The sequence below is a fragment of the Pantoea sp. KPR_PJ genome, assembly GCF_041386365.1.
GTDB lineage: Bacteria > Pseudomonadota > Gammaproteobacteria > Enterobacterales > Enterobacteriaceae > Pantoea.
Genome location: NZ_JABMIK010000001.1, coordinates 1 through 18141, shown reverse-complemented (window position 1 = coordinate 18141; position 18141 = coordinate 1). Strand labels below are relative to the sequence as shown.

General features: G+C 58.7%; 16 protein-coding genes and 2 tRNA genes. 11 read left to right on the top strand and 7 right to left on the bottom strand.

Annotated features, from left to right (window positions below; translation table 11 throughout):
- Positions 1-97: 97 nt before the first annotated feature.
- Positions 98-250, bottom strand: a complete 153-nt coding sequence (locus HP564_RS00090) for an AcrZ family multidrug efflux pump-associated protein (protein WP_371239020.1) — start codon at positions 248-250, stop codon at positions 98-100.
- Between the two features lie 133 nt (positions 251-383).
- Between HP564_RS00090 and modE the strand changes: the two genes are divergently transcribed.
- From modE to gpmA, 6 genes are all read left to right on the top strand, one after another.
- Positions 384-1166, top strand: coding sequence for a molybdenum-dependent transcriptional regulator (gene modE, locus HP564_RS00085; protein WP_371239018.1), 783 nt, complete (start codon positions 384-386; stop codon positions 1164-1166).
- A gap of 75 nt (positions 1167-1241) precedes the next feature.
- Positions 1242-2714, top strand: coding sequence for a molybdate ABC transporter ATP-binding protein ModF (modF, locus tag HP564_RS00080; RefSeq protein WP_371239016.1), 1473 nt, complete (start codon positions 1242-1244; stop codon positions 2712-2714).
- Positions 2715-2948: 234 nt separating this feature from the next.
- Entirely contained in the window at positions 2949-3992 is a 1044-nt protein-coding gene (gene galT / locus HP564_RS00075) for a galactose-1-phosphate uridylyltransferase (RefSeq protein ID WP_371239014.1), read from the top strand.
- Positions 3992-5140 carry a galactokinase gene (gene galK / locus HP564_RS00070; protein WP_371239012.1) on the top strand — a complete coding sequence of 383 codons (1149 nt, stop codon included), beginning with the start codon at positions 3992-3994 and terminating at the stop codon, positions 5138-5140. Before galT ends, galK begins: the two co-directional genes overlap by 1 nt.
- A complete protein-coding gene (galM, locus tag HP564_RS00065; protein WP_371239010.1) occupies positions 5134-6168 on the top strand; it encodes a galactose-1-epimerase in 1035 nt (344 codons plus the stop codon). The genes galK and galM overlap by 7 nt, the downstream gene beginning before the upstream one ends.
- Before the next feature lie 157 nt (positions 6169-6325).
- A complete protein-coding gene (gene gpmA / locus HP564_RS00060) occupies positions 6326-7078 on the top strand; it encodes a 2,3-diphosphoglycerate-dependent phosphoglycerate mutase (protein ID WP_371239008.1) in 753 nt (250 codons plus the stop codon).
- A gap of 168 nt (positions 7079-7246) precedes the next feature.
- On the opposite strand, the gene aroG is transcribed toward gpmA, so the two are convergent.
- A complete protein-coding gene (aroG, locus tag HP564_RS00055) occupies positions 7247-8299 on the bottom strand; it encodes a 3-deoxy-7-phosphoheptulonate synthase AroG (RefSeq protein ID WP_371240595.1) in 1053 nt (350 codons plus the stop codon).
- Between the two features lie 288 nt (positions 8300-8587).
- Between aroG and HP564_RS00050 the strand changes: the two genes are divergently transcribed.
- The 4 genes from HP564_RS00050 to zitB all read left to right on the top strand — a co-directional run bounded on the left by HP564_RS00050 (position 8588) and on the right by zitB (position 13595).
- Positions 8588-8944, top strand: a complete 357-nt coding sequence (locus HP564_RS00050) for a YbgS-like family protein (RefSeq protein WP_371239006.1) — start codon at positions 8588-8590, stop codon at positions 8942-8944.
- 88 nt (positions 8945-9032) lie between these two features.
- A complete protein-coding gene (locus HP564_RS00045) occupies positions 9033-9614 on the top strand; it encodes a response regulator (protein ID WP_371239004.1) in 582 nt (193 codons plus the stop codon).
- A complete protein-coding gene (locus HP564_RS00040; RefSeq protein ID WP_371239002.1) occupies positions 9596-12646 on the top strand; it encodes an ATP-binding protein in 3051 nt (1016 codons plus the stop codon). The genes HP564_RS00045 and HP564_RS00040 overlap by 19 nt, the downstream gene beginning before the upstream one ends.
- A complete protein-coding gene (gene zitB, locus HP564_RS00035; protein ID WP_371239000.1) occupies positions 12636-13595 on the top strand; it encodes a CDF family zinc transporter ZitB in 960 nt (319 codons plus the stop codon). The genes HP564_RS00040 and zitB overlap by 11 nt, the downstream gene beginning before the upstream one ends.
- Here the strand turns inward: zitB and pnuC are convergent.
- From pnuC to HP564_RS00020, 3 genes are all read right to left on the bottom strand, one after another.
- On the bottom strand, positions 13589-14311 hold the full coding sequence (gene pnuC / locus HP564_RS00030) for a nicotinamide riboside transporter PnuC (protein WP_371240593.1): 723 nt from the start codon (positions 14309-14311) through the stop codon (positions 13589-13591). The two genes, zitB and pnuC, sit on opposite strands and share 7 nt — an antisense overlap.
- A gap of 10 nt (positions 14312-14321) precedes the next feature.
- Complete coding sequence (gene nadA, locus HP564_RS00025) at positions 14322-15383, bottom strand: quinolinate synthase NadA (RefSeq protein WP_371238998.1); 1062 nt, start codon at positions 15381-15383, stop codon at positions 14322-14324.
- A gap of 126 nt (positions 15384-15509) precedes the next feature.
- Positions 15510-16040: a methylated-DNA--[protein]-cysteine S-methyltransferase gene (locus tag HP564_RS00020; RefSeq protein WP_371238996.1), complete on the bottom strand. Its 531-nt coding sequence runs from the start codon at positions 16038-16040 to the stop codon at positions 15510-15512.
- Between the two features lie 156 nt (positions 16041-16196).
- Here HP564_RS00020 and HP564_RS00015 point away from each other — a divergent pair, with 156 nt between their 5' ends.
- Complete coding sequence (locus tag HP564_RS00015; protein WP_371238994.1) at positions 16197-17672, top strand: AlkA N-terminal domain-containing protein; 1476 nt, start codon at positions 16197-16199, stop codon at positions 17670-17672.
- Between the two features lie 133 nt (positions 17673-17805).
- On the opposite strand, the gene HP564_RS00010 is transcribed toward HP564_RS00015, so the two are convergent.
- Positions 17806-17881: transfer RNA gene (locus HP564_RS00010), tRNA-Lys, on the bottom strand.
- Between the two features lie 43 nt (positions 17882-17924).
- Positions 17925-18000: transfer RNA gene (locus HP564_RS00005), tRNA-Lys, on the bottom strand.
- Between the last annotated feature and the right edge of the window lie 141 nt (positions 18001-18141).

Here is an 18141-nt window from a genome sequence, read left to right as displayed (position 1 = left end):
AACGCCTGGTCGGGGAGCGTTATAAAATTATCGGCAGGAAAAGGAGAAGGTTAAGCAGACGCAAATAAAAACGCCCGCTTAAGCGGGCGTCGGGGAATCAATGGGAGGAGCGTGAAGAGTGCTCGCGGCGGCCAAATTTCGAGATAACGTTGAACATCTCGCCCAGGCCATAGATCAGGCCCAGCATAATCGCCATGACCACCGGCACCATAATCACCGCTACAGCAAGGCTTTTAATCAGTTCCAGCATGGAAGTCTCACTCAGCAAAGTAAAAAAGTGATTGTAACGTTTGAGGAAAAAAACGCACTGCCCTTTTCGTGCTTTTACTTTTTACGCGCATCGCCGCTATGATCGTGCCAGTCACGTGTTCTGGAGAGCCCCTATGCAGGCAGAACTTTCTCTGTCAATCCGGCTACAGCAGAAGCTGTTTGCCGACCCGCGCCGCATGGCGCTGCTGAAACGCATCCGCGAAACCGGCTCAATTAGCCAGGGGGCAAAGCTGGCGGGTATCAGCTACAAGAGCGCCTGGGATGCGATTAATGAGATGAACCAGCTGGCGGACGAAACGCTGGTTGAGCGGGCCACCGGCGGCAAAGGCGGTGGCGGCGCGCATCTGACGCGCTACGGCGAGCGGCTCATCCAGCTCTTTCATCTGCTGGAGCAGATCCAGCAAAAGGCCTTTGATGCACTGCAAAACGATGCCGTGCCGCTCGACAGCCTGCTGGCCACCATTGCGCGCTTTTCCCTGCAGACCAGCGCGCGCAATCAGCTGTTCGGCACGGTGGTCACGCACGATGACCGTCAGGTGGTGCAGCATCTGCGGGTGCGGCTGGCTGATGGTGCCACCGACCTTAACGTCGCGCTCACCCAGCGCAGCGTTGAACGTTTGCAGCTCGACGCGGGCAAAGAGGTGCTGGTGCTCATTAAAGCGCCGTGGATTCAGGTCAGCCGGGGCTCCTCACAGGCAGACAACCAGCTCGTTGCCAGCATAAGCCAGATTGAGCCAGGCGAGCAGATGAGTGAACTTCTGATGACGCTGCCGAGCGGCGAGACGCTCTGCGCCACCCTGATGAATTCACAGGTTGAACAGCTGCAGCTGCAACCCGGTGACAGCGTGACGGCAAGCTTTAACGCGGAGCATGCGATCATCGCCACCCTGCTCTGAGGTTTGCGCCACGATTTGACTTCGCTGACGGCTATGGTTACAACTCAGTAATCAATGCAAAAAATGGAACAGATCATGGCTTTGTTGCAAATTTCGCAAGGCACGTTTCGCCTTAGCGATACCCGTTTACTGAATCTCGGTGCGTTACAGCTGACAGGTGGCCAGAGCTGGGCCTTTGTGGGCGCGAACGGCAGTGGAAAATCGTCGCTGGCACGCGCGCTGGCGGGCGAGCTGACGCCGGAGAAAGGCACGTTCACCAGCCAGTTCGCGCGTCCGACGCGTCTGTCGCTGGAGCAGCTGCAGAAGCTGGTCAGCGACGAATGGCAGCGCAACAATACCGACTTGCTGAGCGAAGGCGAGAACGACACCGGACGCACCGCGCTGGAGATTATTCAGGATGAGGTCAAAGAGGCAGCGCGTGCAGCAGCGCTGGCCGCACAGTTCAACATTACCTCTCTGCTCAACCGACGCTTCAAATATCTCTCTACCGGCGAGACGCGCAAAGTCCTGCTCTGCCAGGCGCTGATGAAGCAGCCCGACCTGCTGATCCTTGATGAACCCTTTGATGGCCTTGACGTTGCGTCTCGCGCCAGCCTGACGGAAACGCTGGCAAGCCTGCAACAGCCTGGCGTGACGCTGGTACTGGTGTTAAACCGCTTCGAGGATATCCCCGCGTTTATTCAGCAGGTTGGCGTGCTGGTGGAGTGCGCGCTGACCCACGCTGGCGCTCGCGACGCGATACTGGCAGAAGCGCTGGTGGCCCAGCTGGCCCACAGCGAACAGCTTGAGGGCATGGCCTTGCCAGAGCCGGATGCGCCCGATCAGCTACCGCAGCTGGCTGACAACGCGCCGCGCGTCACGCTGCGCAACGGCGTGGTCTCGTATAACGATAAGGCGGTGATCAACGGCCTGAACTGGCAGGTCAACCCGGGCGAACACTGGCAGATCGTTGGCCCTAACGGGGCGGGAAAATCGACGCTGCTCAGTCTGGTCACCGGCGATCATCCGCAGGGCTACAGTAACGATCTGACGCTGTTCGGCATCAAACGCGGCAGCGGTGAAACCATCTGGGATATCAAGCAGCATATTGGCTACGTCAGCAGTACCCTGCATCTGGACTACCGCGTCAGCGCTAACGTGCGCACCGTTATCCTCTCGGGCTTTTTCGATTCTATCGGCCTCTACCAGGCGGTATCAGAGCGGCAAAAAGCGCTGGCGCGTCAGTGGCTGGCGCTGCTGGGTATGGATAATGCGCTGGCTGATGCCCCGTTTCATAGCCTCTCGTGGGGCCAGCAGCGTCTGGTACTGATCGCCCGCGCGCTGGTCAAACATCCAGCGCTGCTGATTCTGGATGAGCCTTTGCAGGGGCTGGATCCTGTCAACCGTCAGCTGGTGCGCCGCTTTGTCGATATTTTGATTGGCGAAGGTGGTACTCAGCTGCTGTTCGTCTCGCATCATGCTGAAGATGCACCGCACTGTATTACCCACCGCTTGAGCTTTGTGCCTGACGCAGAGGGCTACACCTTCAGGCAGGAAAGCCTGCGTTAACGCCGAAGACGCCGCACTGCGGCGTCTCTTACAGCGCGCGTAACGGAGCTATGTAACCGCTACCATTCAGGCGTGTTTTTTTTCTGCCATCATTGCAACAAAAGCCGTTGAATAAGAATTTTCAGCTTGTGTAAACGATTCCATTTATCCAGACTTGATCACGCTTTACCGGGCGCTGATGTGCTACTTTTTAACATTGCCTGTCTGGCTTTTTGACGTTAACCAGGACTCAACATGGAAAAATTCAACCCGGTCGATCATCCGCATCGCCGCTACAATCCATTAATTGATCAATGGATTCTTGTTTCACCCCACCGTGCCAAACGTCCCTGGCAAGGCGCGCAGGAAACCCCGTCGCAAGCGCGACTTCCGGCGCACGATCCGGACTGCTTTCTTTGCGCGGGCAATACGCGCATCACCGGCGACAAGAATCCTGACTACAAAGGCACCTACGTTTTTCCGAATGACTTTGCCGCGCTGATGGCCGATACGCCGGAAGCGCCGGAAAGCAGCGATATGCTGATGCGCTGCGAAAGCGCACGGGGCATCAGTCGGGTCATCTGCTTTTCACCCGATCACAGCAAAACCCTGCCGGAGATGTCGCTGCCTGCGCTGGAGGAGGTGGTAAACACCTGGCAGGCACAGACTGCCGAGCTTGGCCAGCACTATCCCTGGGTGCAGGTGTTTGAAAATAAAGGCGCAGCGATGGGCTGCTCCAACCCCCACCCCCACGGCCAGGTCTGGGCCAACAGCTTTTTACCGAATGAAGCGCAGCGTGAAGATGACAATCAACGCGCCTGGTTCGCGACACACCACTCGCCGATGCTGGTGGACTATGCGGCGCGCGAACTGAATGACGGCAGCCGCACCGTGGTGGAAACGGAGCACTGGCTGGCGGTGGTGCCCTGGTGGGCAGCCTGGCCGTTTGAGACCCTGCTGCTGCCGAAAGCCCACGTCAAACGCCTGAACGATCTCTCGCCGGAACAGAGTGCGGACCTGGCAAAAGCGATCAAACAGCTGACCAGCCGCTATGACAACCTGTTTCAGTGCTCTTTCCCCTACTCCATGGGCTGGCACGGCGCTCCGTTTAACGGTGAAGAGAATGAACACTGGCAGCTGCACGCGCACTTCTACCCGCCGCTGCTGCGTTCAGCGACGGTACGCAAATTTATGGTCGGCTATGAAATGCTGGCTGAAACCCAACGCGACTTAACGGCAGAACAGGCAGCAGAACGTCTGCGTGCCATCAGCGACATTCATTTCCGCGAGGCAGAGTAATGAGCTTAAAAGAGATCACGCAGCAGGTTTTTACCGACACCTTTGGCTATGCGCCGACCCATACCATTCAGGCACCGGGACGCGTCAACCTGATCGGCGAGCACACCGACTATAACGACGGCTTTGTGCTGCCCTGCGCCATCGACTATCAGACCGTGATCGCCTGCGCCAGGCGCGACGATCGTCAGGTGCGCGTGGTGGCGGTAGATTATGACAATCAGCAGGACAGCTTCTCTCTGGATGACCCCATTCTCAGCCTCACAGAGCCGATGTGGGCTAACTACGTGCGTGGCGTGGTGAAACATCTGCAGCAGCGTGACGCCAGCTTTAACGGTGTGGATATGGTGATCAGCGGCAATGTCCCGCAGGGAGCGGGCCTCAGCTCTTCAGCCTCGCTGGAAGTGGCGGTCGGCACGGTATTTCAGCAGCTCTACCACCTGTCGCTCGACGGTGCCGCGATTGCGGTCAACGGACAGGAAGCGGAAAACCAGTTTGTCGGCTGCAACTGCGGCATCATGGACCAGCTCATTTCTGCGCTGGGCAAGAAAGATCACGCTATGCTGCTTGACTGCCGCACGCTCGGCACGCGCCCGGTTTCAATGCCAAAAGAGATTGCCGTGGTGATCATCAACTCCAACTTCCGCCGTAATCTGGTAGGCAGTGAATACAATACGCGCCGCGAACAGTGTGAAACTGGTGCGCGCTTCTTTGCTCAGCCTGCCCTGCGTGACGTCGATATCAACCAGTTCAAAGCGGTTGAACATGAGCTGGACCCGCAGGTAGCAAAGCGCGTGCGTCACGTCCTGACCGAAAATGCACGCACGCTGGAGGCTGCCGAGGCGCTGAGCAAAGGCGATCTGAAACGCATGGGCGAGCTGATGGCAGAATCGCACGCCTCTATGCGCGATGACTTCGAGATTACCGTTCCCCCCATCGACGCGCTGGTGGAGATCGTTAAGGCTGAAATCGGCGATCGCGGCGGCGTGCGCATGACCGGCGGCGGTTTTGGCGGCTGCGTGGTGGCGCTGATGCCATTCGAGCTCGTCGACCGGGTGAAAGCCGCGGTTGCCGAACAGTATGAAGCGAAAACCGGCATCAGAGAGACGTTCTACGTCTGCACCGCATCAGAAGGAGCTGGCCAATGCTAAATGACGTCAACTCGCATGCGCCAGACGGCCAGCCGTGGCGCATTACCGTGCTGCGCAACGCCAACGGCATGGTCGCAACCTTTATGGACTGGGGGGCCACCTGGCTCTCCGCGCGGGTGCCGATGCATGACGGTAGCGTACGCGAGACGCTGCTCGGCTGCGCCACGCCGTCAGATTATCTGCATCAGGATGCCTATCTTGGCGCGACGATAGGCCGCTACGCCAACCGCATCGCTCATGCGACGCTGACGCAGCAAAAGATTCAGCTGGCGGCGAATCAGGGCGAACACCAGCTGCACGGCGGGCCGGAAGGTTTTGACAAGCGTCGCTGGCAGATCGTCAGCCAGAGCGACAGCGATGTGGTCTACCGCATTGACTCGCCAGATGGCGATCAGGGCTATCCGGGCAACCTGCTGGCCCAGGTTCGCTATGCGCTGGAAGAGGATAATACGCTGTCGATCAGCTATCAGGCGGAGGTTGATCAACCCTGTCCGGTTAACCTGACCAGCCACGCTTACTTTAACCTTGATGCGCATCATGGCGACGCGCGTCAGCATCGCTTACAACTGCTGGCCGAAAAATATTTGCCTGTTGATAGCGCCGGCATTCCCAATGCGCCGTTAAAAGCGGTGGCGGGCACCAGCTTCGATTTTCGTGAAGCAAAAACCGTCGCGCAGGATTTTCTGGCGGATGCCGATCAGCAGGCGGTGAAGGGCTACGATCACGCCTTCCTGCTCAACAGCGCCGGTGATGCCAGCCAGCCAGCGGCACGGCTCTGGTCTGAAGATGGCCAGTTAGAGCTGAGCGTAATGACCACCGCGCCTGCGCTACAGTTCTACACCGGCAACTACCTGGCCGGAACGCGCGCGCGCGAACAGGAAAGCTATACTGCTTTCCAGGGTATTGCGCTGGAAAGCGAATTTTTGCCGGATTCGCCGAATCATCCCGAATGGCCACAGCCGTCGTGCTGGTTACAGCCGGGCGAGCGCTGGGAATCGGTCACGCGCTACCGCTTTACGCCGCGCTAGCGGATGAAAAACGCGCAGTGCGACGCCGACAGGCTTACACCCTGCGCCGTTTTCCGCTATGGTATGGCGCTATCAATGTGCCGTCAGGCGCACGCGCCGGGATGGCTGCAGCAGGTTTCCATTATCATAGAAACATCAAAGAGTTAAGGAGTTAACTATGGCCGTAACTAAGCTGGTTCTGGTCCGCCACGGCGAAAGTCAGTGGAACCAGGAAAACCGCTTTACCGGATGGTATGACGTCGATCTTTCCGATAAAGGTCGCACCGAAGCCAAAGCAGCCGGTCAGCTGCTGAAGAAAGAAGGTTTCGTCTTTGATTTTGCTTACACTTCCGTGCTGAAACGCGCCATTCACACTCTGTGGAATGTTCTCGATGAGCTGGATCAGGCCTGGCTGCCGGTTGAAAAATCCTGGCGTCTGAACGAGCGCCACTACGGTGCGCTGCAGGGTCTGGACAAAGCAGAAACGGCGGCTAAATATGGCGACGAGCAGGTAAAACAGTGGCGCCGCGGCTTTGCGGTTACCCCGCCGGAGCTGGATCGCGGTGATGAGCGTTTCCCTGGTCACGACCCGCGCTACGCGAAACTGAGCGCAGAGCAGCTGCCAACCACCGAAAGCCTGGCGCTGACCATTGAACGCGTGATCCCTTACTGGAACGAAAGCATTCTGCCGCGCATCAAGAGCGGTGAGAAAGTGATCGTTGCCGCTCACGGCAACTCACTGCGCGCGCTGGTGAAATACCTCGACGACCTGAGCGAAGATGAGATTCTGGAACTGAACATCCCGACCGGCGTGCCGCTGGTTTATGAGTTCGACGAGAATTTCAAACCGATCAAACGTTACTATCTGGGCGATGCCGACGAGATTGCAGCAAAAGCCGCAGCCGTTGCCAACCAGGGTAAAGCTAAGTAAGCGTCAGCTGAAAAGCAGAAAGGCCAGACAGATGTCTGGCCTTTTTTATTGCGGGTGCGTGCAGGCAAAACGCCTGCCGCTACCCCACGCCCGGCATGAACGGTGCGCGCAGCATGAAGCAAAGCGCAAGGCGTTCCGCCTCAGCCCCTTGCTGGCCGCGGCTTGCGGTCAGCCGCGGCGCGCTCTGACTGCTGCAGCCAGCTGGCGCAGGACGTTATCGGTGTCATCCCAGCCGATGCAGGCGTCGGTAACGCTCTTGCCGTAGACCAGCGGCTCGCCGCTCTCCAGGCTCTGATTGCCCTCAACCAGATGGCTCTCAATCATCACGCCGACAATGCCCTGTTCGCCGCCTGAAATCTGCGCCGACACATCATCCGCCACCTCCAGCTGCTTTTTGAACTGCTTGCTGCTGTTCGCGTGGCTGAAATCGATCATAACCTGCTGCGGCAGGCCCGCCTTCTCCAGCCCGGCTTTTACCGCGCTGACGTGCTGCGCACTGTAGTTCGGCTCTTTGCCACCGCGCAGGATAATATGGCAGTCTGCATTACCGCTGGTTTCAACAATCGCCGAGTGGCCATATTTGGTCACAGAGAGAAAGCAGTGCGGCGAACCCGCCGCGTTAATAGCGTCGATAGCCACTTTGATGGTGCCATCGGTGCCGTTCTTAAAACCGACCGGACAGGAGAGGCCCGACGCCAGTTCGCGGTGCACCTGCGATTCGGTGGTGCGTGCGCCAATTGCGCCCCAGCTCATCAGATCCGCCACATATTGCGGCGTGATCATATCGAGAAACTCACCTGCGGCAGGCAAACCGCTGTCATTAATTTCCAGCAGCAGCTGGCGTGCCAGACGCAGGCCATCGTTCAGCTGGAAGCTGCCATCCATATAGGGATCGTTAATCAGCCCCTTCCAGCCCACCGTGGTGCGCGGTTTTTCAAAATAGACGCGCATAACGACTTCCAGCTCGTCTTTTAGCTCATCACGCAGCGTCAGCAGACGTGAAGCGTACTCTTTTGCCGCCTGAGGGTCGTGAATGGAACAGGGGCCAATCACCACCAGCAGGCGATCGTCCTCGCCCTGGAGGATCTGATGGATGGACTCGCGAGCCTCGGCAACGGTACGTGCAGCATTATCGGTAGCAGGAAACTTTTCCAGCAGCGCAACGGGAGGCAGGAGCTCTTTAATATCCCGAATGCGTAAATCATCGTTCTGGTAATTCATACTCATTCCATTTATTCCTGGCCCGACGTGCGTCGGGCGCAACCCGGTCAATTTATCCCGTTGGATGCAGAGTGTAAATTCAGGTCGCACCTTTAATGCATGGGTGAAATTTGCATTTATAGGGTTATCAACTAGGCTTTTAACTTGTAAGCACTGAAGAATGCTTCGCTTACATTATTTATCTCTTCCGGACGACCTTTGGGTGAAATTAAATTTCGCCGGAACATCTTTGCGTCAAACTGCAGCATCGGGTTTAAGACAGCAGCTATCATTGATTACAGGAGCATAATGATGAATAAGTTTGCACTTATCTTTCTCACGGCAGCAATGACATTAGGTAGCGGTGCGGCACTGGCTGACAATAACGGTACCGCTAACCAGGCAGCAGAAGCGGGTGCAGCAGCCGGCGGTGCAAAACAGAATCTGCCCCCCAATAATGTCGACAACAGCAAAATTAATAATACCGGCACCAATACCAACCCAGCGGCTAACGGCAGCAGCACAGGCAGCAGCAATATGACAGCCGATGAGATGGATCAGAATAGCCAGTGTAAAGATGGCAAATGCCCGGATATTAACAGCAAGGTACAAACCAAAGAGGGTGGCGGTCAGGTCGATCGCAAAACCGATGGTACTTCGCAGTAATTTCCCCTGGAGAGCTTCGGCTCTCCATTATTTTTCTCCGCACTAACTTCCGCTATGCTGGGGCAATGAATTTTTTCAGGACGCTTTCATGGCCTCGCTGTTGTTAATTGATGATCACCCGCTGGTTGAAGTCGCGCTGGAAGCCGCGCTTGAACAGGCACCTTTTCCCATTACCCTACAGTCCGCCGCCAGCGAGCAGCAGGCGCGCCAGCTGCTGACGCAGCCTGTGGATATTATCGTGCTGGATATCGGCCTGCCGGATGGCGACGGTCTGGAGATCCTGCGTCGGCTGCAGGTGCACTTTCCGCAGATCCCGGTATTAATCTACTCGGCGCAGCAGAGCAGCCACTATTTGCGCAGTGCCCGGGCGCTGGGCGCAGCGGGCTATGTGGTTAAAAGTCAGCGTATGGAGCAGTTGCTGAGTGCCATTCTCGCCGTACTGGGCGGCCAGCTCGCCTTTCCTCCTGAGGTGACTGAACCCGCCCTGCCGCTTACCAGTAAAGAGCAGCAGGTACTGGCGCTGCTGGCAAATGGCCTCTCCAATTTGCAAATTGCCGAGCGGCTGCATATCAGCAATAAAACCGTCAGCACGCACAAAAAGAACATTCTGGAAAAAACCGGGGCCCACTCGGTCGTGGAGCTGGCCGACCTGTGGAAAGCGCAGCAGTGATACGCGTACTGCTGCTCTGTCTGATGATCCCACTGGCGCAGGCGGAAGTGCGGCCAGTCAGCAGCCTCGATCTGCCGATGATGATGCCGGTCAGCGGTGCCGATACGATGCAGGGAAAAATGCTGCGCGTCGGCCTGCTTGAAGAGAGCAATGCGCCCTGGGCAATGCGCGTTGGCGATGAGCTCTATGGGCTGGATGCCGACGCGCTGGCGGCGCTGCACCAGCTAACCGGCGCACGTTTTTCGCTTCAGCTGTTCAGCGATCGCGCGCAGCTTGTTGCGGCGTTACAGGCTAACCATATCGACTTCGCGCTGGGCGCGCTGCCCAGCCCGCTGCCAGAAGGAGTGCTGCAGAGCGAAAGCTGGTTCACCAGCCCGCTGCGCATCTATCGCAGCCAGCTCAACGCCCGCGCCGTGATGTTTAACAGCCAGAATGCTCAGCTTGCCATCAGCGCCGTGACGCTGGCACAGCTGCCTGCGGCGGTGGCGCAGAAGCATCGCTGGCGCACCTACAGCAACGATCTGCAGGCGCTTTCGACGCTGTTGAACCAGCAGAACGACTATGTGGTGGCGGACGAAATCAGCGCCAGCTTTCTGCTGAGCCAGCTACAGCAGGGTGAGATCTACCAGATTGCGTCAGACCTTGATGTCGGTCAGCTGACGCTGCGCGCCTATGCTCATGATGCGTCGCTCATTAACTGGCTCAATCAGAGTCTGCGCCAGCTGCCTGCCGAGCTGGTCACGCATCTTCAGTCGCGCTGGGGGGCGCCGCTGCCGCGCTATCAGGATACGCAAACGCTGATGTTGAGCGCGGCGGAGCGCACATGGCTGAGTGCGCACCCGATTATCTACTACGCGGCGGAGAGCGATAACGCCCCCTGGAGCTACCGCGACGCCAGCGGCGCGGCGCGCGGCTACAGCGTCGATCTGCTGAACGCCATTGCGCAAAGCAGCGGCATTCGTTTTGCGCCGCGCTGGGTCTCCGGCCCGCAGCAGGCTGAAGCGCTGCTGGCGCAGCATCAGGTACAGCTGCGCCTGACCCAGCCGCTCAAGGGGGAAGCGATGCAGCCGGCCACGCTGCCGGTATGGCGCGCCCTGTGGGGCCTCTACAGCCAGCGCGATGCGAACCTGAACCGCTGGCACGATCTGGCGGGCAAACGCGTTGGCATACTCCGTGATGATGTCGCGGCACAGCTGCTGCCTGCCGACGTGACGCCACAGATGTTTAGCGATCGCACCAGCCTCTATGACGCGCTGGCAAACGGCCAAATCGACGCGCTGGCCGATAACGTGCTGTCGGCACGCTGGCGTATTGCCGGGCGCTACGGCGACCGCCTGCACCTGGCCTTCGCTGCCAGCGATATTGCCTGGCCCATTGCCCTGGGAGTGGCTGCGGATCAACCGCTGCTGCGCCCGCTGCTGAATCGCGCCCTGCAACAAATCCCTGCTGACACGCAGCGCCAGATGCGCGATCGCTGGCTCACGCCGCCACAGCCGGGTAATGCCATGACCATGCGCTCGCTGCCGCTGCTGGTACTCGCCGCCGCAGGCGTGGCAATCGTAATGTTACTGCTGCTGCTGGCGCGCCGTTACTGGCAGCAGCGTCGTGAGCGTATTCAGCGTCAGCAGGCCGAGCGCGCCAACGCCATGAAAAGTCAGTTTCTTGCTACCGTAAGCCACGAACTGCGCACGCCGATGCAGGCCATTCTGGGCCTGCTTGAGCTGGAAAAGGATCGCTCCCGCAGCCTGGCACTGGTCTACAGCAGCGCCAGTTCGCTGATGACGCTACTGAACGATTTGCAGGATCACGCGCGCATTGAGAGCAACAGCTTTACCCTCGCGCCACGCCCGCTGGCGCTGCGAGACTGGCTGGCGCAGCAGCAGCACTTCTACCACCCCTTGATGCGCGCAGGCGGTCCGACTCTCGCCGTCGAGGCGTTAACACCGCTGCCAGAGTGCGTACTGATCGATGGAGACAGGTTGCAGCAGGTGATCAACAATCTGATGACTAACGCGCTGAAATTCACCGCGCAGGGGGTTATTCGCCTGACGCTCGCCGTCAGCGACCGGCTGGAGTTTAGCGTGCAGGACAGCGGCAGCGGCATTCCGCCTGAAGAGCAGCCGAAGCTGTTCGATCCCTGGTATCAGGCCCCGTCGGGCAAAAAGGTTTCGGTTCAGGGCAGCGGGCTGGGGCTGTTTATCTGCCGCGAGATCGTGCAGCGCATGGGCGGCAGCATTACGCTGCATTCTCAGCCTGGTCAGGGCACTGAGGTCAGGGTCAGCCTGCCGCTTGAGCCCTGCGAGGCTACCCCGCAGGAGGCCGCTGCCCTGCCCCGCTACGCCGCGCTGCGCGTCGCGGTGGTCGATGATCATCCGGCTAACCTGCTGGTGCTCCAGCAGCAGCTGGCGCGCTTCGCCATTGAGGCTGACTGCTTTGCTGACGGCCGTGCGCTGCTGCGGGCGGATGCAGAACATCCTTACGATCTGCTGCTTATCGATCAGATGATGCCGCGCCCGGATGGTCAGCTGCTGCTGCGCCTGCTGCGACGACGTCACCGGCAGCGTCAGACGCAGGCGCTGCGCGTGCTCTGCTCTGCCGACGCTCAGCTGCTTAGCCTGCCGTTACAGGCCAGTGAGCACGTCCTGATTAAGCCGGTTCAGCTCAGCGACATTGCCGCCCTGCTGGCACATTTTGACGCAGATCCACTGGCAGATCTGGATGATAATCTGCGCCAGCTGGCGCAGCAGAACGAAAAGTTCCTGACGCGACTCAGCCAGACGCTGCGCGAGGCGCTAAAGGGCGATATGGCGCGCATTATCGCCGCACGTCAGTCTGGCGACTGGTTGCAGCTGGCAGATGCCGCGCACCGCATGAAAGGAAGCTGGCTGTTGATTGGCCTGCAGCAGGGCGCCCGCCTGAGCCAGCAGCTGGCCGATAGCGCAAAGCAGCACCAGGACGCGCCGGACGAATGGGATTTGCTACTATTACTCACCAACAGGTTACTGAAAAAACTGGACTCTTATGGCTCATAACCACACTCACAGTGCGCCCGCAGGCAATCGCAAACGCCTGGCTGCCGCGTTTGCCGTCACAGCAATTTTTATGCTGGCTGAGGCGATCGGCGGCTGGATTTCCGGATCGCTGGCTCTGCTGGCCGATGCCGGACATATGCTGACCGACGCCGCGGCGCTCCTGATGGCGCTGCTGGCGGTGCAGTTCGCCCAGCGTAAGCCTAACGCGCGCCATACCTTTGGCCTGCTGCGACTCACTACGCTGGCCGCTTTTGTCAATGCTATCGCCCTGCTGGTGATCACCGTGCTGATTGTCTGGGAGGCGCTGCGCCGCTTCTATCAGCCGCAGCCGGTAACGGGTGGCCTGATGCTTGGCATTGCGGTTGCGGGCCTGCTGGCTAATCTGCTCTCATTCTGGCTGCTTCATCACGGCAGTGAGGAGAAGAACCTGAATGTGCGCGCCGCCGCGCTGCATGTAATGGGCGATCTGCTTGGTTCAGTGGGGGCCATTGTCGCAGCGGTGATTATCCTCTATACCGGCTGGACGCCTGTCGATCCGATTCTGTCTCTGCTGGTGTCGCTGCTGGTGCTGCGCAGCGCCTGGGCACTGCTGCGTGAAAGCCTGCATGAACTGCTGGAAGGCGCGCCAGAGGTCATTAACGTAGAGAAACTGGCGCGCGATTTAACGCTGAATATTCCAGAGGTTCGCAACGTACATCACGTGCACGTCTGGCAGGTGGGCGAGAAGCCGGTAGTGACGCTGCATGTGCATGTGATCCCACCCTACGATCACGATGCGCTGCTGCAGCGCATCCATCGCTATCTGCACCAGAAGTATCAGATCGGGCATGCCACGGTGCAGATGGAGTATCAGCCGTGCACCACACCCGACTGTGAGCTGGGCTACGATGAGAGGTCAGCCGCCACACATCATCATGCGCATCACGGTGAACAGGCGCATCATCACTGACGCGACAGCGCGCGTGAGCCATGCTGGCGCGCGCTTCCAATCCACATCCGCGATCCGTTAAGCGCAATCAGCGTCAGGATAGCGTACTCCAGCGACATCGCATAAACGCCCTGGCGGGCAAAGATCATTACGCTAATAACGTTGATCACCACCCACAGCAGCCAGTTCTCGACATATTTCCGCGTCATCAGGATCATGGCCACGATTGAGAGCACCATCATGCAGGCGTCCCAGAACGGGAAGGCATCGGGCTGCAGGGTCGGCATCGCCACCGCCAGGCCGAGTGTATTCATCAGCGCCACCGCCGTGCGCGTCAGGAAGGCGAAAACCGGGTCAATATAGCGTGTCATCAGGGCGATAGCGATCACGCAGACGGCGCCCCAGCCCAGCGCCTTCGGCAAGGGTAACCAGCGAATTTTCAGCGCGGCCTGTCGATCTTCAGTCTGACGACTCCAGGCATACCAGCCGTACAGGTTGGCCGCAAAGAAGAAGAGCTGCAGCAGCAAACTGGCATAAAGCTGGATCTGAAAGAAGATCACGGCAAACAGCGTGACGTTGACCAGCCCAAACGGATAGTTAATCACTTTTTCCAGACTGGCGAGCCAGATACACAGCAGGCCCGCCAGCGTGCCGATGGCTTCAATCCAGGAGAGATCGTAGCCGCCCGCGCCGAGCGGGATGTGAACCAGAATGTTGCTTGTGCTAAAAAAATCCATCATCTGCCCCTCAGGCGTTTCCTTGTCCCTTACGTTTAAGTTCCGCAGCAAAGGATAACATGCGGTTGAGCGGCAATAATGCCGCCTCGCGCAGCGCTGCATCAACGTCTATTTCATGCTCTGCGCCGCCCTGCTCCAGCCCCTCTGCAATCGCCTTCAGGCCATTCATCGCCATCCACGGACAGTGCGCACAACTGCGACACGTTGCCCCTTCGCCCGCCGTCGGCGCTTCCAGCAGGATCTTGCCCGGCACTGCCTGCTGCATTTTGTAGAAGATGCCGCGATCGGTTGCCACGATCATTTGCGGATGCGGGAGCTGCTGGGCAGCCTGAATCAGCTGGCTGGTTGATCCAACCGCATCCGCCAGATCGACTATCGCTTGCGGGGATTCGGGGTGCACCAGCACCGCCGCGTCGGGATAAAGATTTTTCATACGCAGCAGCGCCTGGGTTTTAAACTCATCGTGCACGATGCAGGCACCCTGCCAGCACAGCACGTCTGCGCCGGTTTTTTGCGTAACGTAGCGACCAAGATGACGATCTGGTGCCCAGATGATTTTCTCGCCGAGGCTGTCAAGATGGTCAATCAGTTCAACCGCGATGCTGGAGGTGACCACCCAGTCGGCCCGCGCTTTAACCGCAGCGGAGGTGTTAGCATAGACCACCACCGTGCGATCGGGATGGGCGTCGCAAAAGGCATTAAACTCCTCAATGGGACAACCGAGGTCGAGCGAGCATTCGGCCTGGAGCATCGGCATCAGCACCGTTTTCTCTGGACTGAGGATTTTGGCCGTTTCGCCCATAAAACGCACGCCTGCTACCAGTAGCGTTGACGCCGGATGCGTGCTGCCAAAGCGCGCCATTTCCAGCGAGTCCGCCACGCAGCCGCCCGTCTCTTCCGCCAGCGCCTGAATGTCAGGATCGGTGTAGTAGTGCGCCACCATCACTGCGTTGCGCGCTTTTAGCAGTCGTTTGATTTTGCTGAGATAAAAGGCTTTTTCCTCGGCGCTGAGCCGGGCGGGTTTTGCCGGAAAAGGGTAGACTGCATTTTCTGGGTCAAATAAAGCACTCATTACACCGCTCTCGTTTTATCAAATGAACGAATTTTGCTGAATGACGGCAATAAATCGGGATGATCTCGCCACCGTGTTTTATATGCTAAACACGATAGCGGAAACGCACGGCGGTGTCCTGTTTTTTTATGGTGTACGATCGACAGATTCGTCACTGAAGAGCGGCAGCATCACGGCTTTTTGCGGCATTTCGAGATCCAGCAAAAAGGCCTTTACCTCCAGACCGCCTGCAAACCCGGTCAGCTTGCCGTTCGCCCCGATGACGCGATGGCAAGGCGCGACGATAGAAAGAGGATTTCTGCCGTTGGCTGCGCCAACCGCGCGCACCGCCTGTGGATGACCAATCTGACGGGCAATTTCACTGTAGCTACGCGTTTCGCCAAAGGGGATCGTCACCAGCGCATTCCACACTTTCTTCTGGAACGCAGTACCGATGAAGTCGAGCGGCAGCGTAAAGTCGCGCCGCTCCCCGGCAAAGTATTCCCGCAGCTGGCGCTCGGTCTCGATCAGGATCGGATGAGACGCATCCTGAATTTGCGGCAGGAAGCGCGCGCCGTGCGGATCGTCATTTTTCCAGAGAATGCCCGCGAGTCCACGTTCGCTTGCCACCAGTTTCAGTTCGCCGACCGGCGTAGAGACACGTTTAACGTAATACATAATGCCGTTCTCCCTGTTTGAGAAGTTCCTATTATTGCCTTTTACGCATGGCGCGCTGGCCGTTTCCGGTCACCAGACTAAACTGCTTTGCTGTCCGAAAACAGCGAGTCTGCATCCAGAAGCAGGTATAGGCTCTGTTTATTTACGGGAGTCACTATGTTCGATCCTGACATTGCTTATCAGGCGTTAACCTCACGCGACACCCGTTTTGACGGCGTGTTTTATGTTGGCGTGACCTCAACGGGTATTTACTGCCGCCCCATCTGCCCGGTGAAAGCGCCACAGCAGAAGAATTGCCTGTTTTTCGCCAGCGCCGAGGCGGCGGAGAAAGCTCACTTCCGCCCCTGCCTGCGCTGCCGCCCTGAGCTTGCGCCCGGCAACGCGCCGGTTGATCAGCCACATCGCCTGGCTGAACGGCTGATCCAGCGTGTTGAGGAGGGTATGCTGGAGGAGCATCAGGGGCTGGAGGCGATTGCCGCAGAGTTCGGTATGAGCCTGCGCCAGCTGCGGCGCATTGTTCAGCAGGAGCTGGGTGTGTCGCCACTGGAGCTCAAGCAGACGCGCCGTATGCTGCTGGCAAAGCAGCTGCTGACGGAAACGACCCTGCCGGTAACGGAGGTGGCCTATGCCAGCGGTTTTAGCAGCCTGCGTCGCTTTAACGATGTGTTTCAGGCGCGCTACCGCATGACGCCAGGCGCGCTGCGTAAAGGTGCGAAGACGTCGACGCATGCGCAGCCGGGCGACAGCGCCACTCTGCGCCTGAGCTACCGCCCCCCCTATGACTGGGAGGCGATGCTGGCCTTTTTAGAGACGCACCTGATGAAGGAGGTGGAAGCGGTACAGGATGGCTGCTGGAGACGTACGGTGGCGCTGGGCCGCTGCCGTGGCTGGATCAGCGTGTCCCATCTCCCGCAAAAGAACGCCCTGCAGTTAACCTTTTCAACCTCACTGACGCCGGTGCTGCCCGTGCTGCTGCGTCGCCTGCGCGATCTTTTCGACCTGGATGCCCAGCCGCAGCTGATCGCCGCCCGACTGGGGCAGGATGCCCTGCTGGCACCCAGCCTGGCGAAAAACCCCGGGTTACGCGTGCCGGGCGCTTTTGATGCCTTTGAGCTGGGGGTGCGCGCGATCATTGGCCAGCAGGTCACGGTGAAAGCCGCCACCACCGTGAGCAGCCGTTTTGCCGCGGCCTTTGGTGAACCCTGCGAGACCCCGTTCCCCGACCTGACGCGCTACGCCGCACAGCCCGCACGCGTAGCCAGCCTGACGGTTGATGATGTGGCACCAATGGGGATCGTCAGCGCGCGCTCGCGTGCCATTATCGCCTTTGCTCAGGCGTATGCCGGAAACAGGGTGCGCTTTAACGCCACGCAGTCGCCTGACGTGGTGATGAAGGCGCTGGTGGCACTACCGGGCATTGGCCCCTGGACGGCGCACTATATTGCGATGCGTGCCATGCGCTGGCCCGATGCCTTTCCGAAGGAGGATATCGCCATTCGCAATAATCTGGGCGGCCTCAAGCCCTCTGAAGCGGAAGCACGCTCGCAGCGGTGGCGTCCATGGCGCAGCTATGCGGTGATGCATATCTGGGAGAATCTGGTGGCGGTGAAGCCGAAGAAAACGAAGCCGTAACAAGCCTGCGCCTCTGCTGCAACGGCTGGCTACAGGGTGTACTGCGCATGGCCGGAAGGCAGAGTTGGACCTGTCTGTTAATCTGCGGCGCACAGAAACGAAAAAAGCGCCCATAAGGCGCTTTTTTCTGAATTGGTGGGTCGTGCAGGATTCGAACCTGCGACCAATTGATTAAAAGTCAACTGCTCTACCAACTGAGCTAACGACCCGCTCGGGGCTTACAACCCGCAAACCTGATGCCTGCGTTAAAGATGGTGGGTCGTGCAGGATTCGAACCTGCGACCAATTGATTAAAAGTCAACTGCTCTACCAACTGAGCTAACGACCCATCTTTAGGTTGTGAAGCAATGCTGAAGTCTTTCAGGAAACAGCCTGTTGCGCTGTTTGCCGGGAAGATGGTGGGTCGTGCAGGATTCGAACCTGCGACCAATTGATTAAAAGTCAACTGCTCTACCAACTGAGCTAACGA

Bases quoted from the DNA above. Each gene is read 5' to 3' on its own strand.
- modF (WP_371239016.1), top strand. From the start codon at position 1,242: ATGGCTTTGTTGCAAATTTCGCAAGGCACGTTTCGCCTTAGCGATACC.
- galM (WP_371239010.1), top strand. From the start codon at position 5,134: ATGCTAAATGACGTCAACTCGCATGCGCCAGACGGCCAGCCGTGGCGC.
- nadA (WP_371238998.1), bottom strand. From the start codon at position 15,383: ATGAGTGCTTTATTTGACCCAGAAAATGCAGTCTACCCTTTTCCGGCA.
- HP564_RS00045 (WP_371239004.1), top strand. From the start codon at position 9,033: ATGGCCTCGCTGTTGTTAATTGATGATCACCCGCTGGTTGAAGTCGCG.
- galK (WP_371239012.1), top strand. From the start codon at position 3,992: ATGAGCTTAAAAGAGATCACGCAGCAGGTTTTTACCGACACCTTTGGC.
- pnuC (WP_371240593.1), bottom strand. From the start codon at position 14,311: ATGGATTTTTTTAGCACAAGCAACATTCTGGTTCACATCCCGCTCGGC.
- HP564_RS00015 (WP_371238994.1), top strand. From the start codon at position 16,197: ATGTTCGATCCTGACATTGCTTATCAGGCGTTAACCTCACGCGACACC.
- zitB (WP_371239000.1), top strand. From the start codon at position 12,636: ATGGCTCATAACCACACTCACAGTGCGCCCGCAGGCAATCGCAAACGC.
- aroG (WP_371240595.1), bottom strand. From the start codon at position 8,299: ATGAATTACCAGAACGATGATTTACGCATTCGGGATATTAAAGAGCTC.
- HP564_RS00020 (WP_371238996.1), bottom strand. From the start codon at position 16,040: ATGTATTACGTTAAACGTGTCTCTACGCCGGTCGGCGAACTGAAACTG.
- modE (WP_371239018.1), top strand. From the start codon at position 384: ATGCAGGCAGAACTTTCTCTGTCAATCCGGCTACAGCAGAAGCTGTTT.
- gpmA (WP_371239008.1), top strand. From the start codon at position 6,326: ATGGCCGTAACTAAGCTGGTTCTGGTCCGCCACGGCGAAAGTCAGTGG.
- galT (WP_371239014.1), top strand. From the start codon at position 2,949: ATGGAAAAATTCAACCCGGTCGATCATCCGCATCGCCGCTACAATCCA.
- HP564_RS00050 (WP_371239006.1), top strand. From the start codon at position 8,588: ATGATGAATAAGTTTGCACTTATCTTTCTCACGGCAGCAATGACATTA.
- HP564_RS00090 (WP_371239020.1), bottom strand. From the start codon at position 250: ATGCTGGAACTGATTAAAAGCCTTGCTGTAGCGGTGATTATGGTGCCG.